This window comes from Planomicrobium okeanokoites (assembly GCF_003428875.1).
In the GTDB taxonomy this organism is placed as follows: Bacteria; Bacillota; Bacilli; order Bacillales_A; family Planococcaceae; genus Planococcus; species Planococcus okeanokoites.
On record NZ_QQRS01000005.1, the window covers coordinates 15,653 to 35,143 of the forward strand.

General features: G+C 46.1%; 21 protein-coding genes. All 21 read right to left on the minus strand.

The annotated features are described in order from the left end of the window. Positions 1–123: 123 nt before the first annotated feature. Positions 124–1,113: a rod shape-determining protein gene (gene mreB / locus D2910_RS12010; RefSeq protein WP_101801443.1), complete on the minus strand. Its 990-nt coding sequence runs from the start codon at positions 1,111–1,113 to the stop codon at positions 124–126. Between the two features lie 270 nt (positions 1,114–1,383). After that, positions 1,384–2,682, minus strand: coding sequence for a UDP-N-acetylglucosamine 1-carboxyvinyltransferase (gene murA / locus D2910_RS12015; protein WP_084244274.1), 1,299 nt, complete (start codon positions 2,680–2,682; stop codon positions 1,384–1,386). 364 nt (positions 2,683–3,046) lie between these two features. Further along, positions 3,047–3,280 (minus strand): DUF1146 family protein, encoded by a 234-nt coding sequence (locus D2910_RS12020; protein WP_084244272.1) that lies wholly within the window; start codon positions 3,278–3,280, stop codon positions 3,047–3,049. A 226-nt stretch (positions 3,281–3,506) separates the two neighbouring features. Further along, the gene (locus D2910_RS12025) at positions 3,507–3,911 is read right to left on the minus strand and encodes a F0F1 ATP synthase subunit epsilon (RefSeq protein ID WP_101801440.1); all 405 of its coding nucleotides are present in this window, start codon (positions 3,909–3,911) and stop codon (positions 3,507–3,509) included. 23 nt (positions 3,912–3,934) lie between these two features. After that, positions 3,935–5,350: a F0F1 ATP synthase subunit beta gene (atpD, locus tag D2910_RS12030; RefSeq protein WP_101801439.1), complete on the minus strand. Its 1,416-nt coding sequence runs from the start codon at positions 5,348–5,350 to the stop codon at positions 3,935–3,937. An 84-nt stretch (positions 5,351–5,434) separates the two neighbouring features. Beyond that, the gene (gene atpG, locus D2910_RS12035) at positions 5,435–6,292 is read right to left on the minus strand and encodes an ATP synthase F1 subunit gamma (protein WP_117313665.1); all 858 of its coding nucleotides are present in this window, start codon (positions 6,290–6,292) and stop codon (positions 5,435–5,437) included. A gap of 48 nt (positions 6,293–6,340) precedes the next feature. Next, on the minus strand, positions 6,341–7,849 hold the full coding sequence (atpA, locus tag D2910_RS12040; RefSeq protein WP_084244264.1) for a F0F1 ATP synthase subunit alpha: 1,509 nt from the start codon (positions 7,847–7,849) through the stop codon (positions 6,341–6,343). Between the two features lie 28 nt (positions 7,850–7,877). Continuing rightward, complete coding sequence (locus tag D2910_RS12045) at positions 7,878–8,408, minus strand: F0F1 ATP synthase subunit delta (RefSeq protein ID WP_084244262.1); 531 nt, start codon at positions 8,406–8,408, stop codon at positions 7,878–7,880. Further along, a complete protein-coding gene (atpF, locus tag D2910_RS12050; protein ID WP_084244260.1) occupies positions 8,405–8,926 on the minus strand; it encodes a F0F1 ATP synthase subunit B in 522 nt (173 codons plus the stop codon). Before atpF ends, D2910_RS12045 begins: the two co-directional genes overlap by 4 nt. A 287-nt stretch (positions 8,927–9,213) precedes the next feature. Beyond that, positions 9,214–9,426, minus strand: a complete 213-nt coding sequence (atpE, locus tag D2910_RS12055; RefSeq protein ID WP_008433003.1) for a F0F1 ATP synthase subunit C — start codon at positions 9,424–9,426, stop codon at positions 9,214–9,216. A gap of 65 nt (positions 9,427–9,491) precedes the next feature. Beyond that, entirely contained in the window at positions 9,492–10,208 is a 717-nt protein-coding gene (gene atpB / locus D2910_RS12060; protein ID WP_084244258.1) for a F0F1 ATP synthase subunit A, read from the minus strand. A gap of 27 nt (positions 10,209–10,235) precedes the next feature. Further along, positions 10,236–10,607, minus strand: coding sequence for an ATP synthase subunit I (locus D2910_RS12065; protein WP_084244256.1), 372 nt, complete (start codon positions 10,605–10,607; stop codon positions 10,236–10,238). Positions 10,608–10,611: 4 nt separating this feature from the next. After that, positions 10,612–10,833: an AtpZ/AtpI family protein gene (locus tag D2910_RS12070; RefSeq protein WP_084244254.1), complete on the minus strand. Its 222-nt coding sequence runs from the start codon at positions 10,831–10,833 to the stop codon at positions 10,612–10,614. Between the two features lie 213 nt (positions 10,834–11,046). After that, positions 11,047–12,165 (minus strand): non-hydrolyzing UDP-N-acetylglucosamine 2-epimerase, encoded by a 1,119-nt coding sequence (gene wecB / locus D2910_RS12075; protein WP_117313666.1) that lies wholly within the window; start codon positions 12,163–12,165, stop codon positions 11,047–11,049. A gap of 320 nt (positions 12,166–12,485) precedes the next feature. After that, positions 12,486–13,115: a uracil phosphoribosyltransferase gene (gene upp / locus D2910_RS12080; protein ID WP_117313667.1), complete on the minus strand. Its 630-nt coding sequence runs from the start codon at positions 13,113–13,115 to the stop codon at positions 12,486–12,488. Between the two features lie 167 nt (positions 13,116–13,282). After that, positions 13,283–15,457, minus strand: a complete 2,175-nt coding sequence (locus D2910_RS12085; RefSeq protein WP_117313668.1) for a bifunctional diguanylate cyclase/phosphodiesterase — start codon at positions 15,455–15,457, stop codon at positions 13,283–13,285. A 76-nt stretch (positions 15,458–15,533) separates the two neighbouring features. Beyond that, on the minus strand, positions 15,534–16,769 hold the full coding sequence (locus tag D2910_RS12090) for a serine hydroxymethyltransferase (RefSeq protein ID WP_084244244.1): 1,236 nt from the start codon (positions 16,767–16,769) through the stop codon (positions 15,534–15,536). Next, the gene (locus tag D2910_RS12095; RefSeq protein ID WP_117313669.1) at positions 16,756–17,340 is read right to left on the minus strand and encodes a TIGR01440 family protein; all 585 of its coding nucleotides are present in this window, start codon (positions 17,338–17,340) and stop codon (positions 16,756–16,758) included. Before D2910_RS12095 ends, D2910_RS12090 begins: the two co-directional genes overlap by 14 nt. Before the next feature lie 12 nt (positions 17,341–17,352). Further along, on the minus strand, positions 17,353–17,790 hold the full coding sequence (gene rpiB / locus D2910_RS12100) for a ribose 5-phosphate isomerase B (RefSeq protein WP_117313670.1): 438 nt from the start codon (positions 17,788–17,790) through the stop codon (positions 17,353–17,355). Positions 17,791–17,967: 177 nt separating this feature from the next. Beyond that, the gene (locus tag D2910_RS12105; protein ID WP_117313671.1) at positions 17,968–18,405 is read right to left on the minus strand and encodes a low molecular weight protein arginine phosphatase; all 438 of its coding nucleotides are present in this window, start codon (positions 18,403–18,405) and stop codon (positions 17,968–17,970) included. A 24-nt stretch (positions 18,406–18,429) separates the two neighbouring features. Then, positions 18,430–19,422 (minus strand): L-threonylcarbamoyladenylate synthase, encoded by a 993-nt coding sequence (locus tag D2910_RS12110; protein WP_101801427.1) that lies wholly within the window; start codon positions 19,420–19,422, stop codon positions 18,430–18,432. Between the last annotated feature and the right edge of the window lie 69 nt (positions 19,423–19,491).

Genomic DNA, 19,491 nt, shown 5'->3' on the forward strand with positions numbered 1-19,491 from the left:
TATAATCTGTTAAGAGCATTCCGCATCCACAAGTCTATTGCGATTCCGCTAACACGATTTCACTCTGTTGTCATTATACTAAAAAAATGCGGTAGCTGTACATAATTAAAAACGGAAAGACCTTTATCTTCTTTTGCGTGAAAGGCTATCCAGCATGATGCCTGTACCGATAGCTACAGAATTCATCGGGTCTTCTGAAACGAACACAGGAACTTTCAATTCTTCTGCCAGCAATTGCTCGATGCCATGCAGCATAGCACCTCCGCCAGTCAGTATGACGCCTCTATCGATGATATCCGCTGATAATTCCGGCGGCGTTTTTTCCAATACGTTTTTAGCTGAGGCCACAATCATATTGACCGATTCACGTAAAGCCAATTCAATTTCTTCTGAGTGGATGGTAATTACCCGCGGCAGTCCTGTAACCATATCACGTCCGCGTATTTCCATTTCATCTTTGCGGCTGCCTTTAAAGACTGTGCCAATTTCGATTTTGATATTTTCGGCTGTTCGCTCACCAATCAATAATTTATAATGTTTTTTAACATACTGGAGAATATCATTATCGAATACATCCCCCGCCACTTTAATGGATTCACTGGTGACGATATCGCCCATTGAAAGAACAGCCACATCTGTTGTGCCGCCGCCGATATCAACGACCATATTGCCTGTCGGCTGGTAAATGTCCATGCCGGCTCCGATTGCAGCAACCTTCGGCTCTTCTTCGAGGTAGACTTTCTTGCCGCCGGATTTCTCTGCAGCTTCACGGATCGCCTTTTGTTCGACGCTCGTTACATTCGTTGGACAGCAAATAAGAATACGCGGCTTGTTCATGAATCCTCTGACTTTCAATCGTTCGATAAAATACTTCAACATGATTTCTGTTACATCAAAATCCGCGATAACCCCTTCTTTTAAAGGTCTCACAGCAATTATATTCGCCGGAGTGCGGCCGATCATTTTTCTCGCTTCTTCCCCTACAGCAATCACTTGATTGGTTTTCCGATCCATCGCAACGACAGAAGGTTCATTCAGAATAACCCCTTTGCCTTTCACATAAATCAGTACATTTGCCGTTCCTAAGTCAATCCCTATATCTCTTGAAAACAACATCCCTGCTACCCCTTCCGGTAATGGTACTTCTATTATGTATCTCTCTCTTTAAAGACTCTCCTAACTGAATATTTTAACACAAAGATTCAGTCATCTACATAATATTTTGGAAGAATATATGCTATTTTAAGAAAACTTCGTTTAGTCTATTTAATATTCTCTGATAGGGTCAATCTTCTCAGTTTCATTTCCCGGGAAATACTTTATAAACACATAAAAACCCGGGACCGCAATTGCAGTTCCGGGTTTGATATTATGATTAAGGAATTAGACCGTTTGCTCTTCCATGACTGGTGCTTCTTCTGTGATGACGCGTTCGATATCTGCGCCAAGCGATGCAAGTTTCTTATGAAAGTCAACGTATCCGCGATCCAAATGCTGCAATTCGTTTACGCGTGTAATACCCTCAGCGGCAAGTCCAGCAAGGATCAGGGCTGCTGCTGCACGCAAGTCTGTTGCCGAAACTTCTGCTCCCTGCAATTTAGAAGGCCCTTCCATGATAACTGAACGCCCTTCGATTTTTACGGAAGCATTCATGCGGCGGAATTCTTCAACATGCATGAAACGGTTTTCGAAAACTGTTTCTGTCAGGATTCCGTTCCCTTTTGCTGTCAGCATCAATGACATCATCTGAGACTGCATATCCGTAGGGAATCCTGGATGCGGCATCGTCTTGATATCAATTGAGCGCAATGGACGTGATGCCCGTATACGAAGGCCTTCATCAGTTTCTTCGATGCGCACACCCATTTCTCCAAGTTTGGAGATCAAAGCTGCCATATGCTCAGGTACTGCGTTTTCAATCGTTACGTCACCTTCAGTGATCGCTGCTGCCACCATGAATGTGCCAGCTTCAACGCGGTCAGGAATGATGTAATGCTCAGCGCCGTTCAATTCTTCAACGCCTTCGATACGGATCGTATCCGTACCTGCACCAATCACTTTCCCTCCCATTTCGTTGATGTAAGTAGCCAAGTCAACAATTTCAGGCTCTTTCGCCGCGTTTTCGATGATTGTAACCCCATCTGCCAACGCTGCTGCCGTCATGATGTTTTCAGTAGCCCCTACGCTTGGGAAATCCAAGTATATTTTAGCTCCGCGCAATCTGCCATTCACGTCAGCTTCTACAAAGCCGTTGCCGAATGTAATCTTGGCGCCCATCGCTTCAAAGCCTTTTAAATGAAGTTCGATCGGACGTGATCCGATTGCACAACCACCTGGAAGCGCCACACGAGCAAAACCATTGCGTGCAAGAAGCGGTCCCATAACCAAAATCGAAGCTCTCATTTTTCTAACATACTCGAATTGAGCTTCACTTGATAAAGTTGAAGATGAATCAATGTGCATTTCATTCTTTTCCGGGAAGTATTCAATGCCTACGTTCAAGCTTTTCAAAACTTCCTGAATCGTGTAGACATCCGCCAAGTGCGGAACTTCCTTGATGATGCTTTTGCCTGTACCAGCGAGCAATGCTCCGGCCAGGACTGGAAGAACTGCATTCTTAGCCCCTTCCACTCTTACTTTACCGTTTAACTTGTTACCGCCTCTTACAATGATCTGTTCCACTGAAACGCCCTCCATGTGTAAAATAATCTGTAATAAAATTTGTAAAAATGTATATAAAACGCTTAAAAGTCCAATGTCATTATTTAGAAACAAAACCTTTACTATGATACCCGTATTTTATTAAAATAACAAGTATCTGGCAGATTATTTTTGTTAAATATTATCTGCTTGTTTATAAGATTCGTAACAACCTTTTGATTTGTGTCCGTCGACTAACACTTTATATTACAATTTGATTACAGTGAATATTTTCCCCGTATATAGGAAAATAAACATGGTTTTTGAAATTATTTCCCGGGAAATAGCTAAGGTTTGGCAAATTGGCCTGTTCCCACCAGGTGGAAACACGACAATTTCCCAAGTCCTAGAAGAGATAAGGCAGCTGTCTGGACCATGCGGATATGTTCAAAAAGAACGTTGAAACCATTGTACCTAAAGCAATGCTCAGGAAAATATAAAGTATTTGTGCCTGCAGCACATGATTTTTTCGGATCCAATTTTCAAATGTCATAGCGCGCAATGCGTAAAAAGCTACGCCCGTAAAAAAGATGTGGCTAAAGATAGAGATAATTGCCTGCTGGCCAATCATTTGTTCCATATGGCTCTTCCTCTCCGATTGAATAGTATTTAGAAATTATAGAAAAAGCGGGCAAAAGTTAGGATAACTTTTGTCCGCTTTCTACATTGTCTGTCGCTTTTCTGTGTCTAGACTCCAACGGCCAACTCCACGGACTTAAGCTGCCCTTCCTGTGCGGCAAAGAACGCCGCTTCGGAAATTCATCTTAAGCCTGTCGGAGCTGTGCGGCCGTTTCCGCTTTTCTATACTAAACATTACCCTCATAAACGTTGATACGATTCATCGCACGCTTCAAAGCAAGCTCAGCCCGTTTGAAGTCGACTTCATCTTTTTTCGCCTGTAGCAACGCTTCTGCACGTTTAGCTGATTCTTGTGCGCGAGCAACATCGATATCAGTCGCACGTTCTGCTGACTGGGCAAGAATCGTTACTTTTTCAGGACGAATTTCAAGGAATCCGCCGCTTACAGCAACCAATTCCGTCGAGTTTTCTTTCTTCAATCGGACAGCGCCGATTCCAAGAGGTGCTACTGTCGGGATGTGACCGGGCAGGACGCCCATTTCACCGGAAGCTGTAACCGCAATTACCATGGAGACTTCTGAATCGTATACCGGGCCGTCGGGAGTGACAATATTGACTGTAATGGTCTTCATTTTTTCCCCTCCTGGTCCCTGATTTAGACTTCTACGCCCATGCCTTTAGCTTTGGCGATTACATCTTCAATGCGACCTACCAAACGGAAAGCATCTTCAGGCAAGTGATCGTATTTACCGGCAAGGATTTCCTGGAATCCTTTGATTGTTTCTTGAACCGGTACATAAGAACCTTTTTGGCCAGTAAACTGCTCAGCCACGTGGAAGTTTTGAGATAGGAAGTTTTGAACGCGACGAGCACGGTTAACCGTTAACTTGTCTTCATCGCTCAACTCATCCATACCAAGGATTGCAATGATATCCTGTAGTTCACGGTAACGCTGAAGCGTTTCCTGCACTTGGCGGGAAACTGCATAATGTTCTTCTCCAACGATTTCAGGCGACAATGCGCGTGAAGTCGAAGCAAGTGGATCCACCGCTGGGTAGATACCCATTTCAGAAAGTTTACGCTCAAGGTTAGTTGTAGCATCCAAGTGGGCGAATGTTGTAGCAGGAGCCGGATCCGTATAGTCATCGGCTGGTACATAGATCGCTTGAATTGATGTTACAGAACCAGTGCTTGTAGTCGTAATACGTTCCTGCAATTGACCCATCTCAGTAGCAAGTGTCGGCTGGTAACCAACGGCAGATGGCATACGGCCAAGTAGAGCCGATACCTCAGAACCTGCTTGAGTGAAGCGGAAGATATTATCGATGAACAATAGTACGTCCGCGCCTTGTTCGTCACGGAAATATTCAGCCATTGTCAAACCGGACAATGCGACACGCATACGTGCGCCAGGCGGCTCGTTCATTTGGCCGAAGACCATTGCAGTTTTCTTGATAACGCCGGAATCGCTCATCTCGTGGAATAAGTCATTTCCTTCACGTGTACGCTCACCAACACCGGCGAATACAGAAAGACCGCCGTGCTCTTGAGCGATGTTGTTGATCAATTCCTGGATAAGAACTGTTTTACCTACACCGGCACCACCGAAGAGACCGATTTTACCACCTTTGATGTAAGGGGCAAGCAAGTCAACTACTTTGATACCTGTTTCAAGAATTTGAACTTCTGTGGAAAGATGCTCAAATGTAGGTGCTGAACGGTGAATCGGGTCGCGGCGTTCAGTTGCCGGGATTTCTTCACCTAAGTCGATTACTTCACCAAGTACGTTAAATACGCGGCCTAGTGTTACTTCTCCAACTGGAACAGTAATAGCGCTGCCCAAATCGGTTACAACCGATCCACGCTGCAATCCATCAGTGGATTCCATCGCAATCGTACGAACAGTGTCGTCGCCAAGGTGCAAAGCTACTTCTAAAGTCAGAGTAACTACTGCCTGACCGGGACGATCAATTTTTACAGTTAGGGCGTTGTAGATTTCTGGAAGATGGCCATCGGCAAACTTGATGTCTACAACCGGACCCATAACTTGAAGAACGTGTCCTGTGTTCATGCTATTCCCTCCTGTCTTACTTTTATTGAAAATTATTGCAAGCATCGACGGCCGAATGGGCCGTCTGCGCTTCTGTATTATTTTCTATTCGAGTGCCGCTGCCCCACCGACGATTTCAGTGATTTCCTGAGTGATCGCTGCCTGGCGGGCACGGTTGTATGAAAGTGTCAATCCGTCGATCAATTCGGACGCATTGTCGGTCGCGCTCTTCATCGCTGTCATTGAAGCCGCATGTTCACTTGCTTTGCCGTCAAGAACGGCACCAAAAATCAGGCTTTCTGCGTATTGTGGAAGAAGAACTTCCAGGATCGCTTCAGCAGATGGATCGAATTCATAAGAAGAAGTCGCTCCAGTCGGCTTGATATCCGTCAAAGGCAGAACCTTCGTTTCAGTGACTTCCTGTTGAATAGCTGAGACAAAGTGATTATAGTACATATAAACTTCGTCATATGCACCTTCTGAGAACATACCAACAGCTTTGCGCGTAATTTCTTTGATGTCAGCAAATGATGGGTGGTCTGGAAGCGCAATTGCACTTTCCAAGATGGTCATCCCTTGTTTCGCAAAGAAATCCCGACCTTTACGGCCAATGCTGAGGATAACAAATTCATCATTCGACGTATGGCGCTCACGGATTTTATTGCTTACAGTACGCAGAATGTTACTGTTATATCCGCCAACCAACCCACGGTCAGATGTGATTACAAGATATGCGGTTTTCTTCACAGGACGGGTTGTCATCATCGGATGGCTTGCGTCATTCGATCCGGCAGCTATTGAAGCTACGACATCCTGGATTTTCGCCATGTAAGGGACGAACGCTTTAGCGTTCATCTCTGCACGGTTCAATTTTGAAGCGGAAACCATTTGCATCGCTCGTGTAATCTGGCTTGTTTTCTTCGTTGACGTAATTCGGTTTTTTATGTCGCGTAAAGATGCCACTGGTATTTCACCACCTTATTATTTTTTCTTCTGATCCTGCTGAAATGCTTACTCTGATTTTGCGAATGTGCGTTTAAAGTCGTTGATTGCCGCGCCAAATGCTTCGTCAGAAGGCAAACCTTTCGTAGTGCGGATAGTTTCCAAAACTTCAGTGTGGTTTGTATCCAACCAGCTAGTCAACTCAGCTTCGAAACGGGAGATATCTTTGATTGCGATATCGTCAAGGAAGCCTTTTGTCAATGCATAGAAGATAACAACTTGTTTCTCAACTTTGATCGGGTTGTTCAAGTCCTGTTTCAGAACTTCAACAGTCCGTTTACCACGCTCAAGTTTAGCAGCTGTAGCAGCATCAAGGTCAGAACCGAATTGAGAGAATGATTCAAGTTCACGGTATGCCGCCAAGTCAAGACGCAGCGTACCCGCAACTTTCTTCATCGCTTTAATCTGCGCTGAACCACCAACACGTGATACAGAAAGACCAGCGTTGATCGCTGGGCGTACACCCGAGAAGAATAGATCAGACTGAAGGAAGATTTGTCCGTCAGTGATTGAGATTACGTTTGTTGGGATATAAGCAGAGATATCGCCAGCTTGCGTTTCAACGAACGGCAATGCTGTGATTGAACCTGCACCAAGAGTTTCGTTCAACTTCGCTGCACGCTCAAGAAGGCGTGAGTGCAAGTAGAATACGTCACCTGGGTAAGCTTCACGGCCTGGAGGACGACGAAGCAATAGTGAAAGTTCGCGATAAGCTGATGCTTGTTTTGTCAAATCATCATAGACGATAAGAACGTGTTTGCCGTCAAACATGAATTCTTCGGCCATAGTGATACCTGCGTAAGGAGCAAGGTACAATAATGGTGCCGGCTGTGATGCAGATGCCGTCACGACGATAGTGTAGTCCAAAGCACCGTTTTTACGGAAAGTTTCAACTACGTTACGTACAGTTGATTCTTTTTGTCCGATAGCTACATAGATACAGATCATGTCCTGGTCAGCCTGGTTCAAAATTGTATCGATCGCTACAGATGTTTTACCAGTCTGGCGGTCACCGATGATCAATTCGCGCTGTCCGCGGCCGATCGGCACTAATGCGTCAATCGCTTTGATACCTGTTTGAAGTGGTTCATGAACAGATTTACGTGCCATAACCCCTTGTGCAGGGCTTTCGATTGGACGGGATTTCGTTGTGTTGATCGGGCCTAGGCCGTCAACTGGCTGTCCAAGCGGATTTACTACACGTCCGATAAGTTCTTCTCCTACCGGTACTTCCATAATGCGGCCCGTACGACGCACTTCATCGCCTTCTTTGATGTCTGCGAATGGCCCAAGGATGATGATACCAACATTATTGGCTTCCAAGTTTTGTGCCATACCCAATACACCAGTAGAGAACTCAACAAGTTCTCCAGCCATGACGTTGTCGAGGCCATGAGCGCGAGCGATACCATCACCAACTGTGATTACTGTACCGACGTCGTCAACTTTCATCTCTGATTGGTAATTTTCAATCTGCGCTTTAATCAGACCGCTGATTTCTTCAGCTTTGATGCTCATGTATGTCACCCTCTCATAATTTCATTAATTAACCGATCAATTGACGCTGCAAGCGAGTCAATTTCGTGCTGATGCTGCTGTCATAGATGCGGTTTCCGATTTGAAGACGCAATCCGCCGATTAACGAAGGATCGACAATGTTTTCAATTCGTAATGCCTGTTTACCTACTTTTTGTGCAAATACAGTTGAAATCGAAGTGCGTTCCTCTTCAGTCAATGGACGTGTAGAGTAAACTTTTGCATCCTGGATTCCTTGTGCATCGTTGGAAAGGGTGATGTAAGCATCGACCAATTCCCCTACTTCATTTAAACGTCCGCGCTCAGCGATCAATTGGATCGTGTTGATCACGTATTGATTGCCTTGCTTGAACAATTCGTTGATGAGGTTGATTCTTTTTTCAGATGATAATTTCGGTGAAACCATCAGTTGATAAAGTTCCGGAGTCATAGCGAAGACTTTTTTCACTTCGCGCAGATCCTGTTCAACTTCAGCAGTAACCTGATGTTTCTGTGCCGTTTGGAACAATGCTAATGCATAGCGTTCTGCAGCCTGACTCATTGCACTTCGCCTGCCTTCGCAATCGTTTCGTTAATCAACTGGCGGTTGTCTTCCTCAGAGATTTCTTTTTCAAGCACTTTCGTAGCTGCAAGCAATGACAATGCCACAACTTCTTCACGAACTGCAGAAATCGCTTTGTCTCTTTCGTTGGCAATCTCAAGAACTGCCGCATCTTTCATGCGTCCAGCTTCAGCGCGTGCCGTCGTGATGATTTCCTCACGCGAAACTTCGCCTTGCTTTTTGGCGTTCTCTACGATTTCCTGTGCTTGTGTGCGCGCATCTTTCAGAAGGTTGCGCTGTTCTTCAAGCATTTTTTTGGATTCCAGACGGCTGTTTTCAGCAGTTTCGATCTCACTTGCGATCAAGTCTTCACGTTCCTGCATTACGCCCATCAAAGGTCCCCATGCGAATTTTTTCAGTAGCAGCATCAATGCGATAAACACGATCAACGTTGCTGCGATATCTCCAATATTCAAAAACTCCCCGGTAGCACCGAGTACGAGGTGATCAAAAAACACGATTGTTTCACTCCCTTCAAGAGCCTAAAAGTACGTTTCTTCTATAGTAAGATCTTTAATTGCTGCAAGATGATTTTTCGGTTGTAAAATGATTCATAACAAGCGTAAATGGCGAAAAACATGCCGAAGCATTCTCGCCATTTAGCTTTTTGTGTTTAGACTTTTTGTCTAGACTCCAGCGGCCCAGCTCTTCGGGTCATAAGCCAGCCCAACTGCGCGGCCAAGGCCACTTCGTTGTTCTGTCTTATGCCTTTCAGAGCTAAACGGGCGCCGTCGCTTTTCGTTGATTAACGGTTCATTACGATGAACGCGATAACTACCGCGATGATAGGAAGTGCCTCTACCAAAGCAACACCGATGAACATTGTTGTTTGAAGAACGCCACGAGCTTCTGGCTGGCGAGCGATACCTTCAACTGTTTTTGAAACGATAAGACCGTTACCAATACCTGCACCTAGTGCTGCTAAACCTACTGCAATTGCTGCTGCTAATAAACCCATTTTAAAATGTCCTCCTCAGGATAATTGTTTTTTTGTTTTTTGCCGCCGATTAAGGCGATTTTATCTCAATGGTCGTCGGCAACTTTATGCGATATATAAACCATTGTCAACATAACGAAAATGAATGCCTGGATAGCCCCGATAAAGATCGAGAATCCTTGCCAAGCCATCATTGGAAGCGCGGCTGCGGCAAATCCGAAGATACCCGCTCCACCTAAACCTGCAAGCAATCCCAAAAGGATTTCCCCGGCAAAGATGTTACCGTAAAGACGAAGACCAAGTGTAAGCGTATTCGCAAATTCCTCGATGATTTTCAACGGGAACAGGAATGGCATCGGCTTCAAATAATCCGCTCCGTAATTCTTCAAACCTTTTTGCTTGATGCCATAGTAATGGCTCAAGATGATGATTGTTGCTGCGAGTGTCATTGTGACAGTCGGATCAGCTGTAGGTGATTTCCACCAGAGATCTCCGTTGACAATGATTGAGAATGGCAATCCCAGCATGTTCGAAACAAAAATGAACATGAGCAGCGTAATTCCAAGTACATGGAATCGTCCACCGTCTCTCCAGTCCATATTGCTCTTTATGATACCCTTCACGAAATCCATGATCCATTCCATGAAGTTTTGCATCCCGGTCGGTTTCAGCTTTAAGTTCCGCGTTGCAAAGAATGCGATGAGGAACACGATAAGAGCGGCTACGAGCAGCATCATAACGTTGGATAAGTTAAACCAAATACCGAACAGCGGATCTTGCCACATTGGAGCTCCATGATCCACGATTGTTTCACCTCTCTTTCCACATTCTTAATGGTGTTTCACGTGATGGATGATCCGTTCCGCCAAAAGCAGAATGTAAGGAATCATCAATCCAATTACCGTACTGACCAAGTGAATGTGCTCTGCGAACAATATCGCTATCGCAACAGCTGCAACACCTGATGCAAACCGTAATGCCGTTCCTAGGGAACGAACTTTCGAGCCTTCAGCCACCGCCCGGTCAAATTTGTCCATCCGGCGAACCAGTATCCACATATTATAAATGCCGAACAAAGTTCCGATGATCAGACCCGCAAAGATGTCCTGGTACGGGGTGAATCCCCAACCGAGTACACATATTGCGAGGATAAAGATGATTATCCTTTTAAGTCTTGTGAAAATCTCCCTGAGTCCATCCATTTTTTTACTTGTCTCCTGATTCGAATTTTCGGACGGTCTGAAGCATTGCCCAGACGCCTGCTGAGATGCCTGCGAAAAGGCAGATGACCAGAAATAGCGGGGCGGTTCCGAACTGATCATCGAGCCACATACCTGTGAACGCACCGATGAGTACGGACCCGACAAGTTGTGAGAGGATGGCGCTGTAGAGTGCCATCGCTTGTAAGGGACTTTTTTTCGGGTGCATGATAAACCCCTCGAAATTCGTTGATTTGACATTTTACCCCTATAAAAGAGCAGTCGCATCAGGCTTTTACCATAAAAAATTATGTAAAAAAACCTTCTCATGCATACCCTTTGTAAGCATACAATAGGGGTAAAATCATGTCAATTGATAGAAGTGAAAAACTTCACAAGCAAAATTGCCCCGACATATTGTGGACAAAAATTCACAAATTATTTATTTGGCGTCGAAATACTGATGAAGCGCTTCGACAATCCGGACCGATGCCTTCCCGTCCCCGTAAGGATTTGATGCATGCGACATCGCTTTATACGCCGCTTCATCTGTCAATAATTCTTTCGCCAGCCCATAAATCGTCTCTTCATCCGTACCGGCAAGCTTCAGTGTGCCAGCATCGATGCCTTCCGGACGTTCAGTCGTATCACGCAGCACGAGCACGGGTTTGCCAAGCGACGGCGCCTCTTCCTGAATACCGCCTGAATCCGTCAATATAATGAAGGAACGCGCAGCGAAGTTGTGGAAATCCAAGACTTCAAGCGGTTCGATCAAATGGATGCGCGGGTCGCGGCCAAGCACTTCATCCGCCACTTCCCTTACGGCCGGATTCATGTGAACCGGGTAAACAACCTGAATGTCATCGTGCTCTTCAATCAGGCGTTTGATCGCGCGGAACATATTGCGCATCGGCTGCCCCAGATTTTCACGGCGGTGTGCCGTTAATAGAATCATGCGGTCATCGCCGATTTTCTCAAGGATCGGATGTGAATAAGTTTCGGTCACAGTCGTTTGTAAGGCATCAATCGCTGTGTTGCCCGTAATGTAGACAGCTTCCTCTTTTTTGTTTTCTGCCAACAGGTTCTGTGCTGATTTTTCAGTCGGCGCAAAATGAAGATCGGCAATGATGCCGGTCAACTGGCGGTTCATCTCTTCCGGATAAGGAGAGAATTTATTGTGCGTACGCAGTCCTGCTTCTACATGGCCAACAGCTATCTGGTTGTAGAATGCGGCAAGACTCGCAACAAAAGTCGTTGTCGTATCGCCGTGCACCAGCACGATATCAGGCTTCGCTTCTTTCATCACTTTATCGAGACCTTCCAGTGCCCGCGTCGTTACTTCGCCGAGCGTCTGGCGGTCCTTCATGATATTCAAGTCGAAATCCGGTGTGATTTTGAATGTTTCAAGAACCTGGTCGAGCATTTCACGGTGCTGGGCTGTAACAGTCACCAGGGGCTCGATGGTTTCCGGATGTTTTTGAAGCTCCAGTACAAGCGGCGCCATTTTGATGGCTTCCGGACGAGTACCGAAGATCGTCATCACTTTCCACTTCTTCGTCAAAAGGATCAGCCTCGCTTTTCTTTATTCTCTAGACTCCAGCGGCCCTGCTGAGCGGCCGCTTCCGCTTTTCTATTGTCCAGACTCCAACTGCCAACTCCTCGAGTCGTAAGCCACTTTGTGTCTAGTCTCCAGTGCCTAGCTCTTCGGGAAATAAGTCAAACCAGCTGCGTGGCAAAGAACGCCACTACGCTGATTTGTCTTATACCTGTCAGAGCTGAACAGGCACTTCCGCTTTTCGAGACTGTGCGGCTGGAAAGACGCCGCTTCGCCAAATCGTCTTACGCTTGTCGGAGCTGAGCGGCCGTTTCCGCTTTTCTATATTATTTTGTTCCAAATAAACGGTCTCCAGCGTCTCCAAGACCTGGAACGATATAGCCGTGGTCGTCCAATTTTTCATCAAGTGCCGCGATGTAGATATCCACGTCCGGATGTGCAGTTTGTAAAGCTTCCACGCCTTCCGGTGCTGCAATGATGCACATGAAACGGATTTTCACCGCTCCGCGTTTTTTCAGTGAATTGACAGCTTCGATTGCTGAGCCGCCAGTTGCGAGCATTGGATCGACTACAATGATTTCGCGTTCCTTAATATCCGAAGGCATTTTAAAATAATACTCGACCGGCTGGAGCGTTTCAGGGTCACGGTATAAGCCGATGTGTCCGACTTTCGCCGCTGGAATCAGTTTCAGAATCCCATCGACCATTCCGATGCCTGCGCGCAGAATCGGCACGATCGCCATTTTTTTCCCTGCCAATACGTTTGCTTTTGCAATCTGCACCGGCGTTTCCACTTCAATTTCCTGCAGCGGAAGGTCACGGGTGATTTCAAAAGCCATCAATGTTGCTATTTCATCCACTAATTCGCGGAACTCTTTCGTTCCTGTCGATTTGTCACGGATGTACGTCAGTTTATGCTGAATCAGCGGGTGATCAAATACATATACTTTTCCCACGGCGTATCTCTCCTTTTTCCACATTATCTTCAATAGTATAACAGAAATTGAAGGGCTCTGAACTCTCTGCCGAGCATTGTAATTTTTCTGAAATTTTAATTGCCATACAACTTTAGTGTAAGCCCTTGAATCCATTCCACTAAAAAAACCGGAGCATCTGCTCCGGTCTACAATAGGTTTGCATCTTCGAGTGGCATCGGGCGGTAGAAATAATATCCCTGGGCAACATGGCATCCCAGATCCAGCAGCAGCTGTTTCTGCTCTTCTGTTTCTACGCCTTCCGCAACAGCGGTCATGTCCAGATTTTCCGCCAATTGAATGATGGTCCGGACAATCGCAAGTGTATCCGTTTCGTGCATTTTGGAAATGAAGGACCGATCGATTTTGATTTCGCTGACCGGCAGCTTCTGCAAATAGCTCAAAGAAGAGTAGCCGGTGCCGAAATCATCCACCGAACTGGTAAAGCCATATTTCGTCAATTGCTTGAAGATTTTTCTGGCGGCTTCGATGTCGACAAAGCCGATCCGTTCTGTAATTTCAAGTTGGATCAAACGCCGGTCAATATTGTATTCCGCTGTCATGTCCACGAGATTCGGAACAAACGAGTGATGGAAAAAATGATCCGCCGAAATATTAACCGCCACTTGCTGGAGGTTAAGGTTATGCTCCTGGCGATTTTTCAGCCATTCCATTACCTGCTTCAAGACATTCTGTTCAAGAATGCGGATTTTGCCATTCTTTTCAGCTGCCGGTATGAAAACATCCGGAGCAATATTGCCAAGTTCCGGCGAATTCCAGCGTGCCAGCGCTTCGAAGCTCAGAATTTTGCCTGTGCGCATATCCACTTTCGGCTGAAGATGGACTTTTATTTCTTCCCGTCGCAGCGCTGCCGTCAATTCATTGGCTATCCGGAGATTTCGCATCATATACTCATCATGTTCATTCTCGTAGTAGCAGATGGATTCACCCGCCCGAAGTTTCGCTTTCGATAATGCGCTGTCTGCATAGCGGATGAGTTCCTCCACATCCTGCTGCATGGCCGTTATGATGGAGACACCCGTTTTAAGGGATAAGAACAATTCCATATCACGCACGGTAATCGGCTCAGCCAATAATTTGCCCAGTTCTTCAAGGTAATCCGGAATCTGATCCAACGGCATGAGGCTGACAAGTGCCAGCGTCGAATCGGAAAAACGCGCAATCAGCGCTTCTTTCGAAGAAGTTGCCATGCCGAAACGCTTGCCGATTTCCTGGATCAATTGATCACCAGCACGGTGGCCATATTGGTCAACGACTTTGACGTATTCGTCCACTGATAAAAACGCAACGAGCCCTTCTTTGTTTTCTTCAAGCAAAGAAGCCAATTCAATCATGAAATAGTTTCGGTTGCGCAGTCCCGTCGTCCGGTCCGTATAAGCAAGTTTCAGCATTTCTTCCTGCTGTCGCGAATACTTGACTGTCAGGGAAATCGTCGGTGCGATTCTTTCCAGGAACAGGTAGTCTTTTTCATCCGGTATAGTCGTCGAAGGGAAATAAATACCCAATGTACCTATCACATTGCCGTCTTTATCAAGAAAAGGCACTGACCAGGTGGATTTGAAACCATATTGTTCAGCCATGGACCGGTATTCTTCCCATAACTCATCTACCTGCATATTTTCCACTATGACCGACTCGCCCCGGTGATAAGCTGCCCCGCATGAGCCCGATTGAGGAGTCGCGTCTTTTCCATCAATAAATTCACGGAAATCCTTCGGCATTGATTTGCCTGCGACATCCCTGAATTTATTGTTTTCATCAATGAACAGGATGGTGCATGTCGTGCCATCCTTGAAGAACGATTCAATGATCCGGCAGACATTTTCAAGCAGCGAACCGAGCATATAGCCTTTTTCGATGCCGGTATACGCTTCCTGCTGCAGCTGGATCAATGCTTCTTCCCTTTTCCGGTCATTGATGTTCTTCATCAGCATCAGTGTATACCGATGTCTTCCGCCGTCAACGCTGATCGGCTGAACTGTGATTTCATTCCAGAAGGGGTTCTTATTCTTATGGTAGTTAACGATTTCGAATGTGTCTGCCTTATCGGATAAGGTGCATTTCCGGATTTTATCGCTGATTATCTTGTCTGTTTTTTCCCCATGCAAAAACCGGCCGTTTTTACCCAGGACGTCGTTTTCGGAATATCCCGTCATGTCGTAAAACGCCTGATTGGCATAAAGGATCGGCTGCTCATCAAGTTGTGAATTGATGACGACAAAACCTGTCTGGAATTCGACACCGAGACGGCTGAGCCAATCCACAATTATGTATTTTTCTTTTTCTATTTTACTGTTTTGCATCCGGTACCCCTTCTTTCATTATCTATGGGGAGAAAAATGCAGCTGACTGCCCTTGCGAGACAGCAGCTGCATTCCCTTATTTATAGAGCGGGAAGCTGGCTGTTAATTTAGCTGTGCGTTCAGCCGCTTCTTTCTTCGTTGTTTCATCTTCAGGGTTTTTTAGAAGCATCGCGATAATGGATGCGATCTCCTTCATTTCCGTTTCTTTAAAGCCGCGGGACGTAACGGCAGGCGTTCCAAGACGGATTCCTGAAGTCACAAATGGACTTTCCGGATCAAATGGAATCGTGTTTTTATTTGTTGTGATGCCGACTTCATCCAAAACTTTTTCGGCTACTTTTCCTGTGAGGTTCAATGAACGCAGGTCAATCAGCATCAAATGGTTGTCCGTGCCTTTTGAAACGATATCCACGCCTTCAGCCATCAGGCCTTCAGCAAGTGCGTTCGCGTTTTTCACCACTTGGTCGATGTATTCTTTGTACTCAGGCTGCTGTGCTTCACCGAACGCTACCGCTTTAGATGCGATGACGTGCATAAGCGGACCGCCCTGGATTCCCGGGAAAATCGTTTTGTCGATTTTCTTCGCGAATTCCTCTTTGCAAAGAATCAAACCGCCGCGTGGGCCGCGAAGGGTTTTATGTGTTGTCGAAGTCACGAAATGCGCGTGGGGAACCGGATTCGGATGAGCTCCTGTTGCCACAAGCCCTGCGATGTGAGCCATATCCACCATCAAATAAGCGCCGACTTCATCAGCGATTTCACGGAATTTCTCAAAATCAAGTTTTCGGGAATATGCACTTGCTCCAGCTACGATCATTTTCGGTTTGTGCTCCAGAGCAGCTTCACGCACTTTATCGTAATCGATCAATTGCGTTTCTTCATCTACGCCGTATTCCTTGAAATCATACTGCATACCGCTGAAATTCACTTTACTGCCATGCGTCAAATGACCGCCGTGGTTCAAGTTCATTCCAAGAATCGTATCGCCTTTTTCAAGAACCGCAGTATAAACGGCCATATTTGCCTGTGAACCGGAATGCGGCTGTACATTGGCGTGGTCCGCACCGAAAATTTCTTTCAGGCGGTCTCTCGCGATGTTTTCCACCACGTCAACGAATTCACAGCCCCCGTAATAACGTTTGCCCGGGTAACCTTCCGCGTATTTATTAGTCAATACAGAGCCTTGCGCATCCATGACGGCCTGCGACACAAAGTTTTCTGATGCAATCAGTTCGATATTCGCTTCCTGGCGTTCTTTTTCCGCATTCATTGCTTCATATACTGCCTGGTCTTGCGCTTTAATCAAATCCATCCTGATTTCCCTCCTGTAATTGAACAAACTCACGACTGTAGCTGGCGCGTTCACCGCCGATCAGTTTCGGGCGTGTGGTGGCTGCAGAAACAATCGCATCTCCTATTAGTTTAACAGATGTACGCACCGGAACGGCTACTCTTTTTAAATGCATGCCGATCATTGTCTGGCCGATGTCGATTCCGGCGTGCGCTTTGATTTCCTCGACTACGACCGGATCGTTCATAGCACTGTAAGCATAAGCACTCATCGATCCGCCGGCTTTGGCTACCGGAATGACAGATACTGGCTCCCAGCCGTATTTCTCAGCGGCATGCCGTTCAATCGTCAAAGCACGGTTAATATGTTCACATCCCTGGAACGCCAGAAAAATTTTATGGCGTGCCGCGAATTTCTGTAATGGTTCATACAAGCTTTCCGCAATATCCAACCCGCCTCCAGTGCCGATATGCTGTCCGAGCACTTCGGAAGTTGAACAGCCTACCACAAAAACCTGGCCTTTCCTGAAATCAATTGTCTGTTCCAGTTCACCCAACGTTTCTTCTAGCTGCAATTGCCATAAACTTTGCATGCCGACCACTCCTTATTTTTCTAAGTCTGTGATTTTTTGTACCCGTTTTTCGTGGCGTCCGCCTTCAAATTCCTCTGTCAGCCAAGTTTTCGCGATTTCACGCGCAAGTCCTGCTCCGACAACACGTTCACCCATTGCAAGGATATTGGAATCGTTATGTCCTCTAGTCGCTTTGGCACTGAAAACATCATGCACTAGAGCGCAGCGGATCCCTTTTACTTTATTTGCCGCAATCGACATGCCGATCCCGGTTCCGCAGATCAGGATACCGCGATCCGCTTCACCGTTTACTACAGCTTCCGCAACCGGAGTCGCGTAATCGGGGTAATCGACAGAGTCATCGGTGTGCGGGCCGAAGTCCTTATATTCAATGCCCATCTCGTTTAAGAGATTGACCATTTCCTTGCGAAGATTGTTGCCGCCGTGATCAGAAGAAATAGCGATTTTCATGTATAACCCTCTTTTCTATTCTGTTAGCGCTAAAAGCAATCATTTACTTTTACACTTTGGTTTCATTTTAACACCTTTGTGCGAAAAAACATATAAACGGTTAGTGTTATGGCTTTTTTGAGGTTGGGAAAATCAGCGCATAATAAAAACCACCCAAAATGACGGGTGGCAAAATTTTCATTTTCCCTGCAAAAGTTTAGTTTCCAGCCTGCCGATCAGTTCACGCAATTCGTCGAAAGTCTGTTGATACACTGTGACTGAGCCGCCGTATGGGTCACTTACATCATCAGCCGAGCCGGTCACATATTCTTTCAATGTATATAATTTCTCGGACATATACGGATGCTGCTGATGAATCAATTGCTTATGGGAAAGGGTCATGGTCAAAATGACATCGGCCCATTCCAAATCTTCCGGAGAAAGCGGCCGTGACGTATGATCGAATTCAATTCCCTGCTCCGCAAGAACAGCTCCTGCATTTTGTGAAATCGGTGAACTGCCGGCAAAAACCCCCGCTGAACGGACTTCGATGCCGGTGATTCTTTTGGATTCCAAAATCGCTTCAGCCATCGGGCTCCTGCAAGTATTTCCTGTGCAAACAAATACAATTTTCATCATGTCACCTGCTTTCGAGAATTTTCAACTGAACCATTTATGATCTGCTGCTTTTTCCAGGCGGTTCATCATGAAATCACTGTCATTCCGCTCAGCCGGCACCCCGGCTAATATCAGATCCGCGTCGGTCATATCACATTTGCGCAAACTGCTGTATAAAGTCTCCGGACTCAACGGAAAATGAAAATCGGCTTCCGGGTATTCGGTGCTGCTGAGAACAGCAATTTTCTTACCTTTGCCCTGCACGTGTTCAATCGCTTTATGGATTAATTTGCTGTCATCTTCAATCAGATAAACAGGTGCATCCGGCGCATAGTGCGCGTACTTCATACCCGGCGATTTTGGTGCATTGCCATGAAGTTCAGCGGATAACCTGATCGTTCCGATGACGCTTTCAATCTGTGCTTTCGTTACATTTCCAGGCCGGAGAATCACTGGAGGTTCGCTGGTCATGTCCAGCACTGTCGATTCAATGCCTATTTTTGTCGGCCCGCCGTCCAGAATCAACGGTATTTTATTTTCCATATCGTGATAAACATGTTCAGCAAGCGTCGGGCTCGGCTTGCCGCTGGTATTTGCACTCGGCGCTGCGACCGGCAACTGCAGCCGCTTCAATAGATTCAATGCCACTGGATGGTTCGGCACACGGATTCCGACTGTTTCAAGATCAGCGGTCACATTCCGCGCGAAAATATGCGGCTTCGATTTCATGATGAGGGTCAAAGCCCCTGGCCAAAACGCATCCATCAACTTCAAAGCCTTTTCTGAAACTTCATCCACATAAGTAACGGCTGTCTCTTTGGAATCGACATGCACTATCAATGGATTGTCAGCCGGACGCCCCTTGGCCTCAAATATTTTGCTGACCGCTTCCGCGTTGGTAGCGTCTGCTCCAAGCCCGTAAACTGTCTCGGTCGGAAACGCTACAATCCCGCCCTGACGGATGATATCCACAGCTTGTGCATAATTTGTTTCTTTATTCACATGTTTATCCACAAGAATTACTTCTGTACTCATTTCAGCAACTCCCATTCCCTCAGGTTTCTGCTACTTAATCCACAAATTGTGTATAACCATATCATTATT